Genomic DNA, 19,419 nt, shown 5'->3' on the forward strand with positions numbered 1-19,419 from the left:
ACCTGAATGTAAAATGAATAAAAGCATCAAGAATTTTTTAAAGACCATCAGCGCCGGCTCCAGACATTCAGGAAAAAGCAAAACAAAAAAGAGCAACGGGAAAAGAAGGTCTTCAAAAAGACTGAGTCCTATTACCAAGGAGAAAATTTTGGAAGACATACAAGAGGCTATAAAGAAAAATGGCTGTAAAAGTATTACGGTAGGTGGTTTTTTCAGGGCTTTTGGTTATAAAAGAAGAGGGACTAAAAATACCGAAGAAATAATTCAGTTTTTGAATAAAAACAAACTTCATTCCTATCCTCCACTAACTAAACAGCTCACCTGGAATTCTAAAATCGAAATCTATAGTTTCCCAGTGAAATCCAATGGAGTTTTTACAAAGAATGAAAAGAAACTTCAGAAATTATTAGATGAAAAAGGTCACTTACAGAAACTAAGCCTTTACAACGTTATTCCTGAACACAGCCCGGACCGAACCCGGGACCGAATGGATTTTTTTGCCAGGGATAACGGGCGAAATGTTGTAGTAGAGGTGAAATTAAAAGGAGGTGGAAAAAAAGCAGTAGAACAGGTTTTAAGGTACGCTGGAATGTTGAAGCAAGAGGATCCTAAAACAGAGATCAGGAAAATACTTATAACCGGTATTCAGGACCAGCATACTGCTAAGGCAATCCACGGTATGACCAATTTTGAAAGAGATGGTTTTGAGTGGTACTTGTACTCCTATAATAAAGAAACCGAAGAAATAGATTTTGAAAAAGTGAATTACAGCAGTTTATTCTCGGTATTCAGCAGCAACAACGGAAACGACATTATTTGACGTCCTCTCGTCTTATCATTGAACTTCTATAAAATCAAAAAAGAAAAAAATGAGTTTAAAAACCTGGCTTAGAGATTTAATTGGTTTGGATACCATAGAAAAAAATGTGTTGGATTCACAAAAAAGAATCCTGGATCAATATACTTCAATTACTTCTGAAATTGAAAAGTTAAAAGATCAATCTACCGAAAATAAAATAAGGTACCTTCAACCCTCTAAAGAGGAAGCAGGCGAAATAAAAAATTCAGAAAATCCCCAATTGCCACTAGCTAGAAGTTTTTCTATCGATAATAAAAAAAAGGATACAGCAGTCACCTTTACTTTAAAGGAAAATGATCTGGTGGCAAGTGACTGGCTGGAGTTAAATACCACAGCCGGGCAAAAAAGCAATTGGAGCAACATTCTTTCTTCGGCTGCCGGTTTAGGTGGCCTGACAGGCGCTACAATTCAATCCTCTAGTGGATTATATACTACTACGGCAACTGCTTCACAATTATCGGCATTAAAAGATGGTGTGGGAACAGCAGTTAGAGTAGAAGGAAAAATAGTGGAACATATACCTTTTCATTCCGCGGGGCCTTCAGCATTCACTCCCCTAATTGTTTTTCAAATGGCTTCCATGGTCACAGGCCAGTATTATTTTAATAATCTTTCAGACCAGTTAAATAAGGTTCTTGATAAACTGAGTAGTCTGGAACGTCTGCATCATATTGAACGTGAATCAAAATTGAAATATGCCTTTTCTTCATTAAAAAAGTATGCTGACAGAAGATATTTTGTTCTGGAGGATTTTGTCCATCTGGATCATATCTCCTATGATCTCAAGACCATTCGCGAAGAGTATGTGATTAGCAGTATCGAAAAGATGCAGGAAATAAACAAACTGGTCTCGGCTGTTAGTTCCAATAAAGAAAACGATGAAATTATTTTAGCGGAAGAAGCCAATTTTTTAGAAAAGGGAAAACATCTTTTTAATAAAGGAATGTCTGGTATTAAAAATTCTAAGGCAGTTAACGTATTGCACTCTGGTCTGGACGGTGCAGGTAACCTTTTGCGTAGCAGCCAAACCAAGGTAGAAACTATCAATCAGAAAATAGAGGAATTAGGGCTTCTATATGCCCTGAAACTTGCTATTACTGCTGAAGAGTTATACCAAATGACCCAGCTCATTAAATTAAAAATGAATATGTCTGTAACTAATATGGATGAAGACCGAATAGGGAAAATAGAGGAGCTGAAAGCTGAAATTGAAAACTTCAAAAGAAAAAACCTTATTCACAAATCTTTGAAGGATGCAGTGTTGGAGTTTAACCAGAAATTAGACAATCGGTATACCGAATTGAAGCAACAATCCATTCTGGCTAAATCAGATATAGACTCTTTAATAAATAATAGTAAAAACTCCTTCGATTCATTTTTTGAAATTTGTGATTCCAGTTACCAAAACCTGGAAACCATGAATTCTCAGATTCTTACCGGCTTCAAGGCTGAAAATGAAATTCTGCTTGATAACAGGGGTACAGAACCAAAGTTGTTTATTAAAAAGCCTGTTTCTGCTAAGGGGACAGCTTAAAAAAATTTAAATTTGAAGCATATCTAAGACAAAACAAATCACCCGTAAATGGCAATTAAAAAATCAGAATTATACAGCTCCCTTTGGGCGAGTTGCGATGAACTAAGAGGCGGCATGGATGCAAGCCAATACAAAGATTATGTATTGGTAATGTTGTTCGTCAAATACATTAGTGATAAATGGGCAGGGCAATTGTATGCCCCTATTACCATACCCTCGGGCGCAAGCTTTAAAGATATGGTAGCTCTCAAAGGTAAATCAGACATTGGTGACCAGATCAACAAGAAAATTATTGCGCCATTAAAAGAGGCAAATAATCTTTCTGATATGCCCGATTTTAATGATGTATCAAAACTGGGCGATGGTAAAGAAATGGTCGACCGTCTTACCAATCTGATTGCGATTTTTGAAAAACCGGAACTCGATTTCAGTAAAAACAGGGCTGAAGGTGATGATATATTAGGGGATGCTTATGAATACTTGATGCGCCATTTCGCTACGGAAAGCGGAAAGAGCAAAGGCCAGTTCTATACTCCTGCTGAAGTAAGTCGTATTATGGCGATGATTATAGGGATTTCAGATGCGCAGACCAGTGCCAACACCACTGTATATGATCCTACCTGTGGTTCGGGATCTCTTCTTTTGAGAATAGGTTCTGCCGCTAATACACAGGTAACGCTTTACGGACAGGAGAAAGATTCAGCGACTGCCAACCTGGCCCGAATGAATATGATCCTGCACGATTATCCCACAGCGGAAATCAAACAGGGAAATACCTTATCCAAACCACTATTTGAAGAAAACAACAACCTCAAACAGTTTGATTTTGTAGTAGCAAATCCACCTTTTAGTGATAAACGCTGGAGTAATGGTTTATCGCTTCCCGATGATGGAAGCTACAACCGCTTTGAAGGCTTCGGAATTCCACCTTCCAAAAATGGTGATTTTGCTTACCTCCTACACATCCTTCGGTCGCTAAAACGCCAGGGTAAAGGAGCGGTCATCCTTCCACATGGAGTGCTGTTCAGAGGAAATGCTGAGGCTGAGATAAGGAAAAATCTTATCCAACGCGGGTATATTAAAGGAATCATCGGTTTGCCGGCCAACTTATTTTATGGTACCGGCATACCCGCCTGTATTATTTTGCTCGATAAGGAAAACGCCGGTAACCGAAAAGCTGTTTTTATGATTGACGCCAGTAAAGGTTTTATAAAAGACGGGAATAAGAACCGACTTAGGGAGCAAGATATTCGCAGAATTACCGATGTATTCAACCAGGAAACCGTAATAGAGGGTTACAGCAAAATGGTCTCTGTGGCGGCCATTGAAGAAAATGAATTCAATCTCAACATACCACGTTATATAGATGCGCAGGATAAAGAAGATATCCAGGACATAGATGCTCACCTTAATGGCGGTATTCCCAATAAGGATATTGAAGCCCTGGAAAAGTACTGGAAGGTGTATCCCAACCTAAAGGCTGATTTATTTGAGGAATTTCGCACGGGCTATTCCCGACTGAAAATTGAAAACGACCGGGTAAACAACAGCATTTATAGCCACCGGGAGTTTGAAGCTTTTATAAAAGAAATGAATAACCTTTACACCGGTTGGGCGAAAGACACCGAAACCTATCTAAAAGCTTTAGATAAAGATTGTCACCCAAAAGAAGCCATAAATGATATTTCTGAAAACTTGTTAGAAACCTACCGGGAGAAGCCACTTATAAATAATTACGATGTGTATCAACATCTTCTTAGCTATTGGCACGAGGTAATGCAGGACGATATTTACATCATTTCCTATGACGGCTGGAAAGCCGAAACTTATCGCATCCTGATAGAAAACAAACAGAAGAAGATGGTAGATAAAGGCTGGGCCTGCGATTTGATCCCCAAAGAACTGGTGATCAACAGGTATTTTTCTGAAGAACAAGAGGAAATATCCCAACTAGAAAATACTAAGGAGACTCTCTCTGCTCAAATAACCGAACTGGAAGAAGAGCACAGTGGTGAAGACGGACTGTTTGCTGAACTTGACAAAGTCAATAAAGGCAATGCTAACAAGCGCATCAAAGAAATTCAGAAAGAAAAGGATACTGAACTGGAGGAGGAATTAAACGCTCTGAAGAAATACGTTAAACTGCATACGCAATTATCAGCTGCCAACAAGGAGATCAAACAAAAAGAAAAGCAACTGGACGATGCTCTTTTTACCAAATATCCCCAGTTAAATGAAGACGAGATCAAAGAACTGGTAGTGAATGACAAATGGCTTAGTACTATTAAAAATGCCCTGAGCGGCGAGATAGACCAGATTAGCCAGCGCCTTACCAACCGCATTAAAGAACTGGCAGACCGTTATGACACTCCATTACCAGCTATAAACACTGAAGTAGAAGGACTTGAAACCAGCGTAAACGCTCATCTGGAAAAAATGGGATTTGTATGGAACTAACAGCAACCAAATACAAACAAACAGAAGTAGGCTTGATTCCGGAGGATTGGGAAGTGAGAACACTTGGTGAAATAGCAAAAGTAATAGGTGGTGGTACGCCTAAGACAAATGTCTTACAGTATTGGAATGGAAATATCTCCTGGTTTACTCCCACTGAAGTCGGTGAGCGAAAATATTTAAAGGAGAGTAAAAGAAAAATATCCTTAGAAGGGCTTCAGAATTCCTCCGCTCAAATATTGCCTATTGGCACTATTTTACTCACAAGCAGAGCGGGAATTGGAGATTTAGGAATTCTAACCAAAGAAGCATCTACAAATCAGGGATTTCAATCTTTGTTAGTTTATGAGGACTACTACAATGAATACATTTATTATTTACTCTCTACTTTAAAATCTAAAATTATAAGTAAAGCAAGTGGTAGTACTTTTCTTGAAATCAGTCCGAGCAAAGTTAAAGAAGTTACTGCAGCCGTCCCCCAAACCCTCACCGAACAGAAAGCCATTGCCAGGGTGCTGAGTGATACCGATGCCCTCATCCAGGCTCTTGAAAAAAAGATCGCCAAGAAAGCAATGATTAAAAAAGGCGCAATGCAGGAACTGCTGAAGCCTAAGGAGGGGTGGGAAGTAAAAACCTTGGAAGAATTATTTTTATTAAAACAAGGGTTGCAATGTCCAGTTGAAGAACAATATGAATTAAAGAAAGAAGGTTTAGTTAGGTTCGTTAGGATTGTGGATTTAACCAATAACAAAGAATTACCAAGATATATTAGTAAACCTAATTCCTCTCATATTATAAAAGACACGGATCTCTTTATGGTTAGATATGGTAGTCCAGGATTATTAGGTTATGGATTTAATGGAGTCATTGCTAATAATTTATTTCGTTTGATCCCTAAAACATCCATTTTCCCAAAATTCTTTTACCACCTTTTTACGTATAGAAATGATGATGTCTTAAATCTGTCAAGTTCGACTACAATGGCAGCAATTAGTTTCAGAGCTTTAAATCAAATGGAAATTGAATATCCATCTAAAAAGGAGCAAATAGAGACAGCTGAAATTCTTTCTGATATGGACAAAGAAATTGAGCAGCTGGAGCAAAGGCTAGCGAAGTATCAAAATGTAAAACAAGGAATGATGCAGCAGTTGTTAACCGGGAAAATAAGGTTGGTATGAGTGAGGTTTTAGAAGACAAACTACAAATTAATTTTGATGGCAGCTGGTTTCAATCAAGGTACTATGTATATGTAATAACTGTAGTTCACAACCTTAAAACCTTCTATTATATAGGGCAAACAGGGGATAGAAAATATACCGCTGCTCGTTCTCCATTCTATAGATTATGGGGGCATTTTAATCCATATAATTCAAAAAGCGGAACAGACTCCCAATTAATAAAGGCTTTATTTAAAAAAGGCATTTTAGAGAAGATAAAGGGTATAAGTAAAAGACAGATTATAGATAAAGCCTTATTTGAAAAGAAAATTTTAATCGCGACCAGTTTTTATCCAATTGAGGAATTCATTAACGATGAAACAATAGAACATAAGCGAAAAAGAAAAGTAGCAGAATCTATAGAAACTGCATTGATAAATATGTTTGAAGCAGATATCCTTTTTAATGATTTAAATAAAATAGGGCATGCGAATGTAAAAATTACCGAAGAGGATCTTCAAATGGCACAGATAATATTTAACGATGTGAAAAAATAGATTTAAATGATTGAAGCTAAAGTTTTATATGCAGCAACCAAACAGGATAAAACAATTCAGGCAGAAATAAAGAAGGTAAACGCTGTTCTAAGTCAAGATTTACAAATTCCATATTATCAAAGGCCATATAGATGGCAGGAGAAAAATGTTTTACAGCTTTTAGAAGATATTTACGGAAGTTGGAAACAAGTAAAGAGTGCCTATAGAATTGGAAGCGTTATTTTGTTTGAAAATGAAAAAAGTGATTTTTATGTCATTGATGGGCAACAACGTATTACTACCCTTATATTAATTCTACGGCAGTTAAAATCTGAGGAAGCAATTACTTTATCTAAGAAGCTTAGCTTCAATCATAGCGATTCAGAAAAGTGTATCCGAAGGAATAATGTTTTTATAGATGATTGGTTATCGGAAAATGTACGAAAGGAGAAAGCAGATTTTTTAAACTATATAAATAAGTTTTGTGAATTTGTAGAGATAAGAGTTACAAGCCTTTCTGAAGCTTTTCAGATGTTCGATTCGCAAAATAGCCGGGGTAAAAGTTTGGAAGCCTATAATTTATTAAAAGCCTACCACATTAGAGCAATGGAAGATGAGGAAGCTACAGCAACAGATAAAATTGAGAGTGACCGAAGGTGGGAAAATGCTACTCGTTTTGTACTCGACCCATTAAATACAAGAAGCAATCCTCAAGATATTCTTAAAAAACTTTTCAATGAACAGCTTTATCGTACAAGAGTTTGGAGTAGAAAACAGGCGGCTTATAAATTCAATAAAAATGCTATTGATGAATTTAAAGGACATACCATTAGATCGAAAGAGGAAATGGAATATCCATTTCACAATAGTAATTTATTACATTCAGTTGCATTAAACTATTTTAACTCTTTACAAGTTCAGGTAAAAGGGATGAAATCCCGGTTTAACCAAAAGCATTTATCCAACGTTAACGATTTTGTTGCTATTAATCAGCCTTTAATAAATGGTAAATCTTTTTTCGATTACGTAGAGTCTTATGTAGAGATTTACAAACAGCTATTCATTATCAAAAAAGACGATTATTTTCTGAAGGAATTTAAAGGTTTCTATGAGGCACAGTGTAATTACCCTAAAAGCTATAGAGATGGTGACAAATACTTAAAAGAACTTTATAAATCCCTAATCATTTTAGTTTTTGATAAATACGGAGAAGATGGCGTTAATAAATTATATAAAGAGCTTTATGCAATTGTATATCGTTTACGCTTAGAAAAACAACAAGTAAAGTATGCAGCAGTAGCTAAGTACCCATCCGATATGAAAATTTTCTCAATAATAGAACAAAGCAAGAATTACTTTGAATTGAGAAAATTAACGGAGCTGGCTAAAAAGAGAATTGCATGTTCAAAAGTAGAAAATGTTATCGTCGAATTTTTTATAGATTTTGGGGTCAAAATCAGAAAAGACAATAACAAAGTAGATTTGTCAAAATTTGATATTGAAGATTAATGGAAGTAAAAGAGTTAAATAAAAGTATTCGAGAAATTTTCCAATGGAATTATGTCGTGCCTTTGTACCAAAGGAATTACGCCTGGTCTGATGATGAAATACATCAATTAATACGAGATATTTATGAAAATTACATCAAAGACCCAAAGGGCTTTTATTTCATTGGAACATTGGTCGTCCTGAAAAGAAAAAACGGAGATTTTGAAGTCATAGATGGTCAACAAAGATTAACTACACTTTCATTAATAGCTAAAAAACTAGATCCAAATCTTCATACTTCAAAATTACAATATGATTCCAGACCTGAAGTTGAAAGTTTTTTAAGTACTTACTTTCAAAGAGGTGAAGTAGCAGTTACCACAACAAATCATTTAGTTTCTCATTTTAATGAAGCTATTGAATATATTGAAAATGTTGATTTGGAAGCAGAAGATTTTAAGACGCTTCATTTTATTGATTATTTGAAGGAAGATTCTATTGATGAATTTAAAAATTATTTTTTCAAACAGGTTCAACTGGTTAAGGTAGAAATACCTTCTGATACAGATGTTGCCCATTATTTTGAGGTAATGAACAACCGCGGTGATCAGTTAGAAGAACATGAAATAGTAAAAGCCAGGCTTTTAGATAAAATTCAAGTTTATAAAACTGGATCTGCTCAGTTTTCAAAAATTTGGGATGCTTGTTCACAAATGAATGAGCCTATACAACGCTTATTTAGTAAAACCGATAGAGAAAGTTTTTTCGGAAAAGAATACGATAGTTGTTACTTCGAAAGTGATAAGACATCTAAGAAGGAAACAGAAAACCAGGGGAATTCTTCTTTAAGTATTGAGAGGATTCTAAATGGTGAATCAATATTGATAGATGATGAAGACAGGGATAAAGGAGATGAAGAAGCCTTTGAAGCTATTATTGATTTTCCTAACTTTTTGATGCATGTTTTAAAGCTATACTTTTTTGATAATAAAGCATTGGATATCCCTTTAAATGGAGACGAACTCTTAAAATGGTTTGAGAAGTTAGAAGAAAAAATAGATCCACTTGAATTTATTGATAAACTATTATTTTATAGAGTAGTTTTCGATCGTTTCATTGTAACAGTTATTGAAGACGAAAAATCTGAAGATAACACGAAATGGATATTACATAAGCCTAAACGTTATTATAATGAAAAACAGAATAGTAACCGATTAATTTATAAAAATTCATTTGAGGAACTCCAAGAGCCAATTATCAAATGTCTTTCCATGTTACAGGTTACCTTTAGGACGAAAAAATATAAGAATTATCTACAGGAAATTTTATTCTGGTTTAATGAGGTTGATGATTTAAAAATCCAATCGAAGGAATACTTAAATAAATTGAATGGCTTAGTACTAGAAACTTATAACAGTAATAAAAATTTCGAGAGTCTGATACCACTTCCTCATTATAATAAGGGAACCAGTACACCTCACTTTCTTTTTAATTTTATAGATTATCTCTATTGGACTGAAAGTCCAGAAAAATTCAATTTTGAATTCAAATACAGGAATTCAGTTGAACATCACTTGCCGCAATCCTACCGAAATACCGATAATGAGAATGTACTAGATTGCTTAGGTAATTTGTGTTTAGTTAGTAAAAGTGGTAATTCTAAAATGAATGATGAATCACCAAAAGGGAAGGCAGACCCAAAAGGAAAGTATTATAATGAGAACCTACCTGCAAAACAGCTAACTATGTATAAAATAACGAATTCAAATGGTCAATGGGGAGAAGCTGAAATATTAAATCATTACAATGATATTCTGGATCTACTAAATAGAAGAAACGAAATTTTACCTATAAAATGAGCCAAATAACCGACCTTGAACGCATTACCCAAAACCGGGTGGTCAAACTCTTTCAAAAAGAGTTAAGTTATACGTACCTGGGAAACTGGGAGGAACGAGAAGGCAACAGCAATATTGAGGAAGCCTTACTTAAGAAATATCTGGAGGAAAAAGAATATTCCACAGCACAGATCAATAAAGCCATTTTCGAACTGCAACAGGTAGCAACCAATTTCAATGATAGCTTATACACTACAAATAAAGAAGTTTACAATAAGTTACGTTTTGGTGTAAAGGTAAAAGTTACTGCAAGCGAAAATTATGATACTGTTCACCTCATAAACTGGGAAGATCCAGAAGACAATTATTTTTACATAGCCGAGGAAGTAAACTACAAAGGAGAAAAAACCAAACGGCCAGATGTGGTACTTTACATAAACGGGATAGCAGTGGCGGTTTTGGAACTTAAAAGAGGTATTGTAGGTATCGGTGAAGGCATCCGCCAAAACATCACCAACCTACAGGATAGGTTTATAAGACCATTCTTTGCAACCAATCAAATTCTCTTTGCCGGAAATGACTCAGAAGGACTTCGCTATGGCACAATCAGCAGCCCGGAGAAATTTTACTTAAGCTGGAAAGAAGACGAACAAGACTCTTCCCGCCTTTTGCTTGATAAGTATCTCATTAAAATGTGTTCTAAGGAACGTCTCATAGAACTCATTCATAAATTTGTTCTGTTCGATGCTGGTATTAAAAAACTGCCGCGGGTTCATCAGTATTTTGGGGTAAAAGAAGCTCGGAAATTTGTCAATCGCTACGAAGGAGGGATCATTTGGCATACGCAGGGAAGCGGTAAGAGTTTAACTATGGTCTACCTGGCAAAATGGATTTTGGAAAATAATCCAAAGGCACGTATTGCAATTGTGACAGATCGCGATGAACTCGATAAGCAAATTGAAGGGGTATTTTCAGATGCAGGTGAAGAAATATTTCGAACCAAAAGCGGTCGGGATTTAATGAGCAAACTAGCGCAGCCTAGTCCGCGTTTATTATGTTCACTTGTACATAAATTCGGTAAGAAAGATGTGGCGAATTTCAATAAATACATCGAGGAACTTAAAGAAAACCCCGTCCAGATATCGGGAGAAATATTTGTATTTGTAGATGAGTGCCATAGAACTCAAAGCGGTAAACTGCACAAAACTATGAAGGCGATGTTGCCAAATGCAGTCTTTGTTGGCTTTACCGGTACACCCCTGCTTAAGAAAGACAAACAAACCAGCCTTGAGATTTTTGGGCAATATATTCATACTTATAAATTTGATGAAGGTGTGGAGGATAAAGTAATTCTCGACCTTATGTATGAAGCCCGTGATATTGATCAAAAACTAACTTCTCAAAGAAAGGTAGACGAATGGTTCAAAGCTAAAACCAAAGGTTTGAACGATTACCAGCAGGCAGAGTTGAAAAAGAAGTGGGGTACTATGCAAAATGTATTGAGCAGCAGGTCCCGAATGGACAAGATAGTTGCCGATATTATCTTTGACTTTTCTACAAAACGGTTGTTGATGTCTTCCAGAAGCAACGCCATTTTGGTGGCAAATAGCATCTATGAAGCTTGTGAATATTACAAGCTCTTTCAAAAAACCGAATTTAAAAACAAATGTGCCGTTGTCACCAGTTATAACCCTCATACTAGTGATGTTACTTCAGAAGATACAGGTGCAAATACTGAAACCCAGAAAGAATCTATTTATAATCTTTATGAAGAAATATTAAAGGGTGTTTCGCCCCAGCCCAATAAAACTAAAACAGAAACTTACGAAGACTGGGCAAAGGCTAAATTCATTAAGGAACCTGCTAATATGAAATTGCTCATCGTGGTATCAAAACTCCTTACAGGATTTGATGCGCCAAGTTGTGCCTATATTTATTTAGATAAAAGTATGCAGGATCACGGTTTGTTTCAGGCTATTTGCCGCACTAACCGTGTGGACGGGGAAGATAAAGATTATGGCTATATCGTAGATTATCGCAATATGTTTGACAGTGTGGGGGAAGCCATCTCAGTCTACACCTCTGAACTGGACATGGATAACTTTGAAAATGCGGATATAGGCATAATGCTTAAGGATAGATTGGAAGCCGGTAAACAACGACTTGATAATGCAATGGAGGAATTGGCTTTACTGTGTGAGCCGGTTCAGCCTCCAAAAGGCACACTGGAGTATCAGCATTATTTCTGCGGAAACCCCGAAAACGAGAACGATTTAAAGGATACAGCCTTGAGACGTACGCAACTGTATAAAAAAACAGTTGCATTTATTCGCGCTTATGCTAACATAGCTGATGAATTGACCGAGGCTGGTTATTCGTTAAACGAAATAAGAAACATGGAAAAGGATCTGGATTTCTATGTAAAACTTCGTGATCAGATTAAAAAAGCATCAGGTGAAACTCTGGATATGAAAACTTATGAAGCAGATATGCGGCATTTACTGGATGCCTATATCCAGGCTGAAGAAGCCGAGGACATAACACCCTTCGAGGGAATGACCCTACTGGACATCATCTCTAACGAAAGTGTAGCCGCCGCAATAAATTCATTACCTAAAGGAATAAAAGGAAATAAAGGAGCTGTTGCAGAAACTATTGAAAATAATGTGAGGAGAAAAATCATCAAAGAGCAACATATAGATCCTACATTTTTTGAAAAAATGTCTAAGCTTTTGGACGAATTAATTAAAGAGCGGAAATTAAATGCTGTCTCTTATGAAGAATATTTGCAACGTATTGCTGAATTAGCAAAGCAAACCAATAAAGGATTTGGAGACGATACCCCGGAAACAGTAAATTCGACGGGGATGCGTGCACTGTATAATAATTTAGATCAGGATGAAAATATAGTTGTAAAGCTGGATCATCAATTAAAACAAAACATTCCTGCCGACTGGCGTGGGCATCCGGCGAAGGAAAATGTTGTAAAGCATACCATTTATAATACACTCTTGCAGAATTTACCAACTGAAAACCCAACACCAGATCAAATAGTGGAAGAGCCACCTGCAGGCTATGGGGTTCCCTCCAAAGTTGAAAAAATATTTGAAATTATAACCGAGCAACCGGAATATTAATGCAGCAGTTGAAATTGGGAAATATCGAAATTGAAGTAGAACAGAAGGATATTAAAAATATTCATTTAAGTGTCTATCCTCCCAATGGAAGGGTACGTATTGCCGCACCTCAAAAAATGGATATGGATACCATCCGGGTCTTTGCAATTTCAAAACTTCAATGGATTAAAAACCAGAAAAAAGCTTTACTGGAGCAGGAACGGGAACCCCAAAGGGAGTTCATAGAACGAGAGAGCCATTACTTTTTAGGTAAAAGATATTTGCTAAAAATCCATTACCGGCAAGCAAGTCCCAAAGTAGAATTAGATCATAAATACATCCACCTTTACATTCGCCCTGACACTTCTACTAAGAAAAGAGCAGAAGTTTTAGATGAGTGGTATCGCTCAAAATTAAAAAGGTTAGTTCCTGAATTAATTGAAAAATGGGAAAAAGAAATAGGTGTAAAGAGTAATGACCACGGAATAAAAAAAATGCGCACCAAATGGGGTAGCTGTAATACTGAGGCTAAAAGAATATGGCTTAATCTTGAACTGGCAAAAAAACCAAAAGATTGTTTAGAGTATATTATCGTTCATGAATTGGTTCATTTACTGGAGAGAAGTCATAACCAAAATTTCGTAAGACTAATGGACAAATTTATGCCGAAATGGAAATTTTATCGTGAGGAACTTAATAGATTACCGTACAGTCATGTGGATTGGGGATATTAAGAATTAACCCTAGTCATTCAATTTAAATGTAACATCAATAAAATGAATATTTACCAACCAAATCCTGATTTTGTAATTCCCTGCATCTGGGATTTTAGTTATCGATTTAATAGTCTTTATCGTCATTGGCAATTCAGTAAAGATTCAATAGTAGACTATACCAAAAAAGTGAGTGAAACCCCAGACCGTATCCTAAAAAATTACGAGGCCGAAAAGCTAAATTATTTTAAAGAAAAAGAAACGGGAATTCTGCACGACCGGGAGACAAGCATGCTATATGAAAGTGACTGGTCTGAAGAACTATTATTAGTTCATTACGAAAATGAACACTCGGATATTGAATATTTCCCTGAATTTCTAAAAGGTTCAATATTATCAATGTCCCTTAGTCTTCTGGAAACATTGCTAGAAGATTTGAGTGTAGAAATTGCCAGAGATCTGGATATATCGGTGGAACTTCCCACCCAGGGTTCCTTTCTTCAACGCTATTTAAAGTGGTTTGACAGAAGCTGCGGTTTAACCATCGAATTAACGAAAGAAAATAAAAAGAATTTTATGGCCATTGGCGCAGTAAGAAATAAATATATCCACAAATTAGACAGGGATCTTCCCGAAGATATTAGAAGAATAATCCATAAAATGGTTAAACCTGAGGAAAATGAAGTAATTAATTTCGCCTTCATAGAAAAGGCATTTGAAGAAATTACGCAACTCATTGAAAAACTGGAATCAGGATATGAGAAATTCTATAAAAGTCTAAAAACTAAAGATTGATGTAAAACTGGATATCTTCGAAGTTTTTAAAACTGTGGAACTACAGAAAAAATATTCTTCGAATATATCCAGCTAATTAAATAATTTTATTATTGTTTTTTTCCCAGGAAATAATCCTCAATAAAATCCCACCTTTGATTAGAGGTCAAATCAGCTTCAAAGAATTCCTTCATTAAATTAACTCCAAATTCATGCCTATCTCTAATATTTTGTAAAAGTGAATTTCTATAATTACCAAAGGCTTCCTGGCGCAAACGAAATGGATCATTTATCCTGACATAAATTTTCGGGTTCTCTCCACCACTCACCTCATAACCACCTAACTCAAGGATCTCAAGAATTTGTCCAACCTTTACATAAAGATGCTTATATGGACCGTCATTATCTACATACTTTATAATAGATTTAGAACTTCCGAAATGATCTCTTACTGTGGTCCTAATTTGAGCAAATAATCTATTCATGGCTCCATCAACAACCCTGTACTTTATTTCCTCACCTTCTCTTCTATGCTGAAGAAAATTTGAATATTCTCTCACATCATTTACATCCAGATATGGATCTGCCCCTGATCTTTTTTGGCTAAATAGTGGTAAAACAAAATCGGCAATTCTCTTGCTCCATTCTATGTTATTAGTTAACTGTATCAGTTTAATCGCAAATTCTTTCTTCGTAAAAAAGTGACCTGCCAGGTCATTAAAAGCGGTTCTAAAGACATTAAAGTGATCTCGGAGCTCCTGTACTGTCATTTCGGGACTGGTTTCAAGGTTCAATTGAATTTTAAGTTTTGGTGACAGATCAATTCCATCGAAAAGGATGTTTTGGAAGAATTTTCTTTTTATATCCCCAAAGGACTTATCACTAAAATTTTCTTCCCATATCTCATTTAGTTCCAACTCGACAACAGATTTACCATTTTCCCTGTAATTAGGATAATCTACAATTTTGTAAGACTCCCCTGAAACTTTTGTCTTAAAAGAAGAAACTTCTTCATTCTTTATACAAGCGTAAACTCTAGCAAATAGATTTTTAGGTCTGGCAATTAAAACAGGAATATTCCCTGATTTTTTATTCAAATCTTTCTCCAAAAGCATTAAGGCATTTTTTACATTGTTGCTCAATTTAGAATCGTCTTCATCATTAAAAATATAAGCAAAATCCTCTGCCGATACCAACTGGTTCTGACGTTCGTTTTCCCTATAAAAATTCCATAAACGCTTCATTACTTCCCTTAACTGCCAATCATGAGTTCTGTTTAAACCGTGTAGTTGATTTATAAACTGAAAATCCCTGGTTGAATAATCCACCAGTGCCTCCCCTTGAATATCCTTATCACGGGCTGCCCTACCAATTTCCTGGACATAATCGGTTAATAAACCAGTGGGGGCAAGGTGATAAACCAAGTCAATATCTGCTATATCTACCCCCATTCCAAAAGCTTTGGTTGCTACCATTACTTTTACCTCATTATTTTTAAAAGAATTATACGATCTGTCCTTTGCTTCTCCATCCATTTGACCATGGTACATTTCACAATCAAGTCCTTCTTTATTGGCTTGTCTATTTACTTCAGATACTTGTCTCCTGTATGGACAGTAAATAATAGCCTTGCGGTCCTCATTATTGAATTCCTTTATCCTCTTGATACTTAAGTCAACTTTTTTGTTCTGCAGGTTTCCATCAATATCGACATGGTTAATAATAAATTCTATATTTTCTCTTCTAACATAGCCGATATACTTTTTGGCACTGATCATCTTGAGACTGTTCAGAGTTTCAAAGACGACATCATGTATCCCATTATAGGGAGCAGTAGCGGTAACAGCAACAACAGGAAATTTTAATTTCTTTCCATCTCTATCTGTCGCGTACTTCCGCACCTTATTGATATGCGACCCTAAATACCAGTAATCTACTCTAAAATCTCTTCCCCAGGTGGTCACGGTGTGAGCTTCATCTATAATATAGAGACCAAGATTCCTTTCCTGAAGGAAGTGGCTGATGTCATAGGATAAAAGTAATTCCGGGGCCAGATATAGCAAGTCAATTTCCTTGTTTCTTATCTGCTCATAAATTTCTTCCCTTTGAATTATACTAATATTGGAGTTGATATAAGCTACTTTGCTATAGCCGGTTGCTCTTAAATTATCAACCTGGTCTACCATTAAAGATATCAGAGGAGTTACCACTATACTAAGGGCATTATATTGATCCCCTAGATATATAGCAGGAAGCTGAAACATAAGAGATTTACCTCCTCCCGTTGGAGCAGTTAAAAAAATATCATCAAAACTCCCACCTGCATTCGCTTTTTCATATTGTTCAACTATTGTTTCAATTATTTCTGCCTGACTTATTTCCATAGTTTCTTTAGAGACTTCGGGATCGGCATATATTTTCAAGGATCGGAAACTATCATAATCCCAAACCTCCTTTAAAAGCTTTTGTAACTCAGGTCGCGCAGATTTAGTAAGGTCGTATTTCACTTTAAACAACTCTACTTCAATCTCAGATTTCTGGAGAAAATCAATTATAATCCCTAACTGTTCCTGTGCTACTCGATCAGCCTGAACACTGTTTTCGACAAAAATTTTAAGATTCTGTTCCTGTCGCTTTCCACGAATAATATCATCTAAATAGGATACATACTCTCTTGACTCATAATTAAACACCAGATCCTTTTCCACGATCAGACTCTCCTCTACAGCTTGAAGATTCTTAAATTCCCAGTTAACAATTTCAAATACCTTAATAACCTCAGAATTTTCAAGAAGCTCCTGATCTCTATATTGCACGAGAGTCTGACCATTCGCTTTTATTGCTGACGCATAGAGGGAAGTATAAACCGAATCAAGAACTCCTTCGGTAGTTTCATTTAAATCTTCAATTATTGGAACCTTATCTTCAGGTACAGCAGGGTATGCAAAAGGATGTAAATTAAAGTCTATAACAATTATTTTATCCTGAACACCTATTTCTTTGGAAAGTCGGTGAGCATATAGCAGCGTTTCGTAAGCTAATACACGTTTACCTCCTGAAGGCGTCATCATGTTACGTACAAGAAAAGCTTTACCTTCAGTAGTATTCATCCCTTCGAAATAAAGCACCCCATCCGAAATATAGTCCTCTTCTAAAAAAGGTTGATTTAACGCAGTCTGGATCTGCTCTAAAGGAAGCCCTTTTACCGCAATGATACAGTCAGGATCCTCAATGGAAAGAATTATTTCTCTAGCGGTCTGAAAAGGAGGTTTCATAGTTGAAATCATGGTCAAATTAGTTTAGATTCATATTTTTTCTTCCGGCTCCAGCACATACAACAAAGTCTTGGCCCTAGTCATTTGAGTATAAAGCAGATTCTTATTTTCGGTTTTTTCAAGTGATTGGTTTAGCAAAAGTAAAACTACCTCTGCCTCGCAACCTTTAAAGCGATTGATAGAGGTATAATATACTTTAGTTGGATCATTTTCCTCTTCTGCTTCCAATAGCTCATAGGTAAAGCCATTAGAGGCTATTTCTTCAAGTCCCCAGTCTTTAGTAGAACCATCGATAATAATTAGGATATCCTTTAAAGGTATTTTACCTATTCTATGAACTTCAGACAGGCATCGGAATAAAGCTCCTTCAGGCTCTTCGACATTATAGGTTCTTAACTTCACTTCTTCCCCTTCAGGCACCATCCCCGAAATAAAATTTGTTCCAATTTGTTCGTTAATAAAATCATTGATCTTTTTGGTATTCCGGTAATTAAAAGGAAGCGGAAGTTTGGTCCAATTCTCACTTATGGGGAGACTAAAATTCTTATTAAAGATATTCTGCCTTTTATCGTAAAAAAGAAAATATTTCGATTCAGACTTCAGAAATTTAAGCAGGGAATTAAGCCAGCCAATTTCCATATCCTGAGCTTCATCCAGGATAATAGCATCAAATTTCTCGACTAGCTCTGGAGGTGCCGATTTTAAAAGTTCTCGGAATTTATCTGGTAGTTGTTTATCGAAAAAGTCTGTATTCTTTACCTGTTCGTCAAACCAGTCAGGTTCCCTGTCATCAACGAACTCCCGCATGAAGTTATGAAAGGTATCGGTTTTGATTCCCACACTCATATTAGCTTCCACCTCATGACTCAGAAATTTATTAAAACATAAAAAAAGCACTTTGTGTCCGCGATCATTTAGTAGCTCTGCTCCGCATTTTGCCAGTATGGTCTTTCCACTTCCGGCGCAGCCTTCCACGGCCAGTCTTTTCATATCTAAAAAGCCTGTTAGAAAGAGCTTTTGATTTGCCTCTGCCCTATCCATACTTATGCTCATATCTTCCATAAGTGTTCGAAGGTTCTGTGAGATACCAAGATCCTGTAGCAGATCCTTTTTTATACTTGCCTCATATTCATCCAGGCTAACCCCCTCATGCCCATAGTATTGATTATTGGGTGATTCCCGAACTTCATCCAATGCTTCGCGGGGTTCATCCAGATCAACCTGATCCAACAGTCGCCAGGTATCAAACTGGGTCGGTAAATTCTCAAAATCAATTTCTCCATCGGGAAACCATAACAACCATGTAACGGGAACTTTATGCAATAGTTGACCATTGTATCTGGAGATTATATTTGAAGTATAACCCATCGCCTGCGTATCTGGATTCGTTTCCATTAAACGGCCCGACTGGTACCAGGCATTTTCATTTGCTTTGAATTGCAGGTTTCCACCTTTCACTTCAATTATGTACACATGATTAAGCCGTTCACTTCTTAAATCAAAAACTAAAAAATCAATTTCATAAAGATTATCCTCATCTTTGGATCTCCCTGCAAAAGTCCGGTTCCAGAAAATGTCAAAATTATAAGGATCCAAATTTTCCAGAGCCTGGTAGACTTTCTTTTCAGCTCGGTTGTGAGAGTATTCAGGAAATGAAGATGGGTAGATCATAGGT

The 19,419-nt window shown here is 36.3% G+C and carries 12 protein-coding genes; 10 read left to right on the plus strand and 2 right to left on the minus strand.

Going from position 1 to position 19,419, the window contains the following annotated elements; all coding sequences use genetic code 11:
* Nucleotides 1-13: 13 nt before the first annotated feature.
* Genes BM084_RS12595 through BM084_RS12640 form a run of 10 tightly spaced genes read left to right on the plus strand, consistent with a single transcriptional unit; the run spans nt 14 to nt 14,490 of the window.
* Nucleotides 14-820, plus strand: a complete 807-nt coding sequence (locus tag BM084_RS12595) for a PDDEXK family nuclease (RefSeq protein ID WP_093305172.1) — start codon at nt 14-16, stop codon at nt 818-820.
* A gap of 49 nt (nt 821-869) precedes the next feature.
* On the plus strand, nt 870-2,393 hold the full coding sequence (locus BM084_RS12600; protein WP_093305174.1) for a hypothetical protein: 1,524 nt from the start codon (nt 870-872) through the stop codon (nt 2,391-2,393).
* Between the two features lie 48 nt (nt 2,394-2,441).
* The gene (locus BM084_RS12605; RefSeq protein WP_093305176.1) at nt 2,442-4,850 is read left to right on the plus strand and encodes a type I restriction-modification system subunit M; all 2,409 of its coding nucleotides are present in this window, start codon (nt 2,442-2,444) and stop codon (nt 4,848-4,850) included.
* Complete coding sequence (locus tag BM084_RS12610; protein WP_093305178.1) at nt 4,841-6,025, plus strand: restriction endonuclease subunit S; 1,185 nt, start codon at nt 4,841-4,843, stop codon at nt 6,023-6,025. Before BM084_RS12605 ends, BM084_RS12610 begins: the two co-directional genes overlap by 10 nt.
* The gene (locus BM084_RS12615; RefSeq protein WP_093305180.1) at nt 6,022-6,561 is read left to right on the plus strand and encodes a hypothetical protein; all 540 of its coding nucleotides are present in this window, start codon (nt 6,022-6,024) and stop codon (nt 6,559-6,561) included. Before BM084_RS12610 ends, BM084_RS12615 begins: the two co-directional genes overlap by 4 nt.
* A gap of 6 nt (nt 6,562-6,567) precedes the next feature.
* Nucleotides 6,568-8,049 (plus strand): DUF262 domain-containing protein, encoded by a 1,482-nt coding sequence (locus BM084_RS12620; RefSeq protein WP_093305182.1) that lies wholly within the window; start codon nt 6,568-6,570, stop codon nt 8,047-8,049.
* The gene (locus BM084_RS12625; RefSeq protein ID WP_093305185.1) at nt 8,049-9,887 is read left to right on the plus strand and encodes a DUF262 domain-containing protein; all 1,839 of its coding nucleotides are present in this window, start codon (nt 8,049-8,051) and stop codon (nt 9,885-9,887) included. The genes BM084_RS12620 and BM084_RS12625 overlap by 1 nt, the downstream gene beginning before the upstream one ends.
* A complete protein-coding gene (locus tag BM084_RS12630) occupies nt 9,884-13,003 on the plus strand; it encodes a type I restriction endonuclease subunit R (protein ID WP_093305187.1) in 3,120 nt (1,039 codons plus the stop codon). Before BM084_RS12625 ends, BM084_RS12630 begins: the two co-directional genes overlap by 4 nt.
* Entirely contained in the window at nt 13,003-13,716 is a 714-nt protein-coding gene (locus tag BM084_RS12635) for a M48 family metallopeptidase (RefSeq protein WP_093305189.1), read from the plus strand. Before BM084_RS12630 ends, BM084_RS12635 begins: the two co-directional genes overlap by 1 nt.
* A 42-nt stretch (nt 13,717-13,758) precedes the next feature.
* Nucleotides 13,759-14,490: a hypothetical protein gene (locus BM084_RS12640; RefSeq protein WP_093305191.1), complete on the plus strand. Its 732-nt coding sequence runs from the start codon at nt 13,759-13,761 to the stop codon at nt 14,488-14,490.
* An 89-nt stretch (nt 14,491-14,579) separates the two neighbouring features.
* Here BM084_RS12640 and BM084_RS12645 read toward each other — a convergent pair whose 3' ends face one another.
* Both BM084_RS12645 and BM084_RS12650 read right to left on the minus strand, forming a co-directional pair.
* Nucleotides 14,580-17,744 carry a helicase-related protein gene (locus BM084_RS12645; protein WP_177195700.1) on the minus strand — a complete coding sequence of 1,055 codons (3,165 nt, stop codon included), beginning with the start codon at nt 17,742-17,744 and terminating at the stop codon, nt 14,580-14,582.
* A 30-nt stretch (nt 17,745-17,774) separates the two neighbouring features.
* Nucleotides 17,775-19,415, minus strand: coding sequence for an AAA family ATPase (locus BM084_RS12650; protein WP_093305196.1), 1,641 nt, complete (start codon nt 19,413-19,415; stop codon nt 17,775-17,777).
* Nucleotides 19,416-19,419 lie beyond the last annotated feature (4 nt).

It is taken from the genome of Salegentibacter agarivorans (assembly GCF_900113135.1).
Taxonomy (GTDB): domain Bacteria; phylum Bacteroidota; class Bacteroidia; order Flavobacteriales; family Flavobacteriaceae; genus Salegentibacter; species Salegentibacter agarivorans.

What these genes read in the sequence shown, in the direction of transcription:
- BM084_RS12595 (WP_093305172.1), top strand. Translation starts at nt 14, where the DNA reads ATGAATAAAAGCATCAAGAATTTTTTAAAGACCATCAGCGCCGGCTCC.
- BM084_RS12600 (WP_093305174.1), top strand. Translation starts at nt 870, where the DNA reads ATGAGTTTAAAAACCTGGCTTAGAGATTTAATTGGTTTGGATACCATA.
- BM084_RS12605 (WP_093305176.1), top strand. Translation starts at nt 2,442, where the DNA reads ATGGCAATTAAAAAATCAGAATTATACAGCTCCCTTTGGGCGAGTTGC.
- BM084_RS12610 (WP_093305178.1), top strand. Translation starts at nt 4,841, where the DNA reads ATGGAACTAACAGCAACCAAATACAAACAAACAGAAGTAGGCTTGATT.
- BM084_RS12615 (WP_093305180.1), top strand. Translation starts at nt 6,022, where the DNA reads ATGAGTGAGGTTTTAGAAGACAAACTACAAATTAATTTTGATGGCAGC.
- BM084_RS12620 (WP_093305182.1), top strand. Translation starts at nt 6,568, where the DNA reads ATGATTGAAGCTAAAGTTTTATATGCAGCAACCAAACAGGATAAAACA.
- BM084_RS12625 (WP_093305185.1), top strand. Translation starts at nt 8,049, where the DNA reads ATGGAAGTAAAAGAGTTAAATAAAAGTATTCGAGAAATTTTCCAATGG.
- BM084_RS12630 (WP_093305187.1), top strand. Translation starts at nt 9,884, where the DNA reads ATGAGCCAAATAACCGACCTTGAACGCATTACCCAAAACCGGGTGGTC.
- BM084_RS12635 (WP_093305189.1), top strand. Translation starts at nt 13,003, where the DNA reads ATGCAGCAGTTGAAATTGGGAAATATCGAAATTGAAGTAGAACAGAAG.
- BM084_RS12640 (WP_093305191.1), top strand. Translation starts at nt 13,759, where the DNA reads ATGAATATTTACCAACCAAATCCTGATTTTGTAATTCCCTGCATCTGG.
- BM084_RS12645 (WP_177195700.1), bottom strand. Translation starts at nt 17,744, where the DNA reads ATGAAACCTCCTTTTCAGACCGCTAGAGAAATAATTCTTTCCATTGAG.
- BM084_RS12650 (WP_093305196.1), bottom strand. Translation starts at nt 19,415, where the DNA reads ATGATCTACCCATCTTCATTTCCTGAATACTCTCACAACCGAGCTGAA.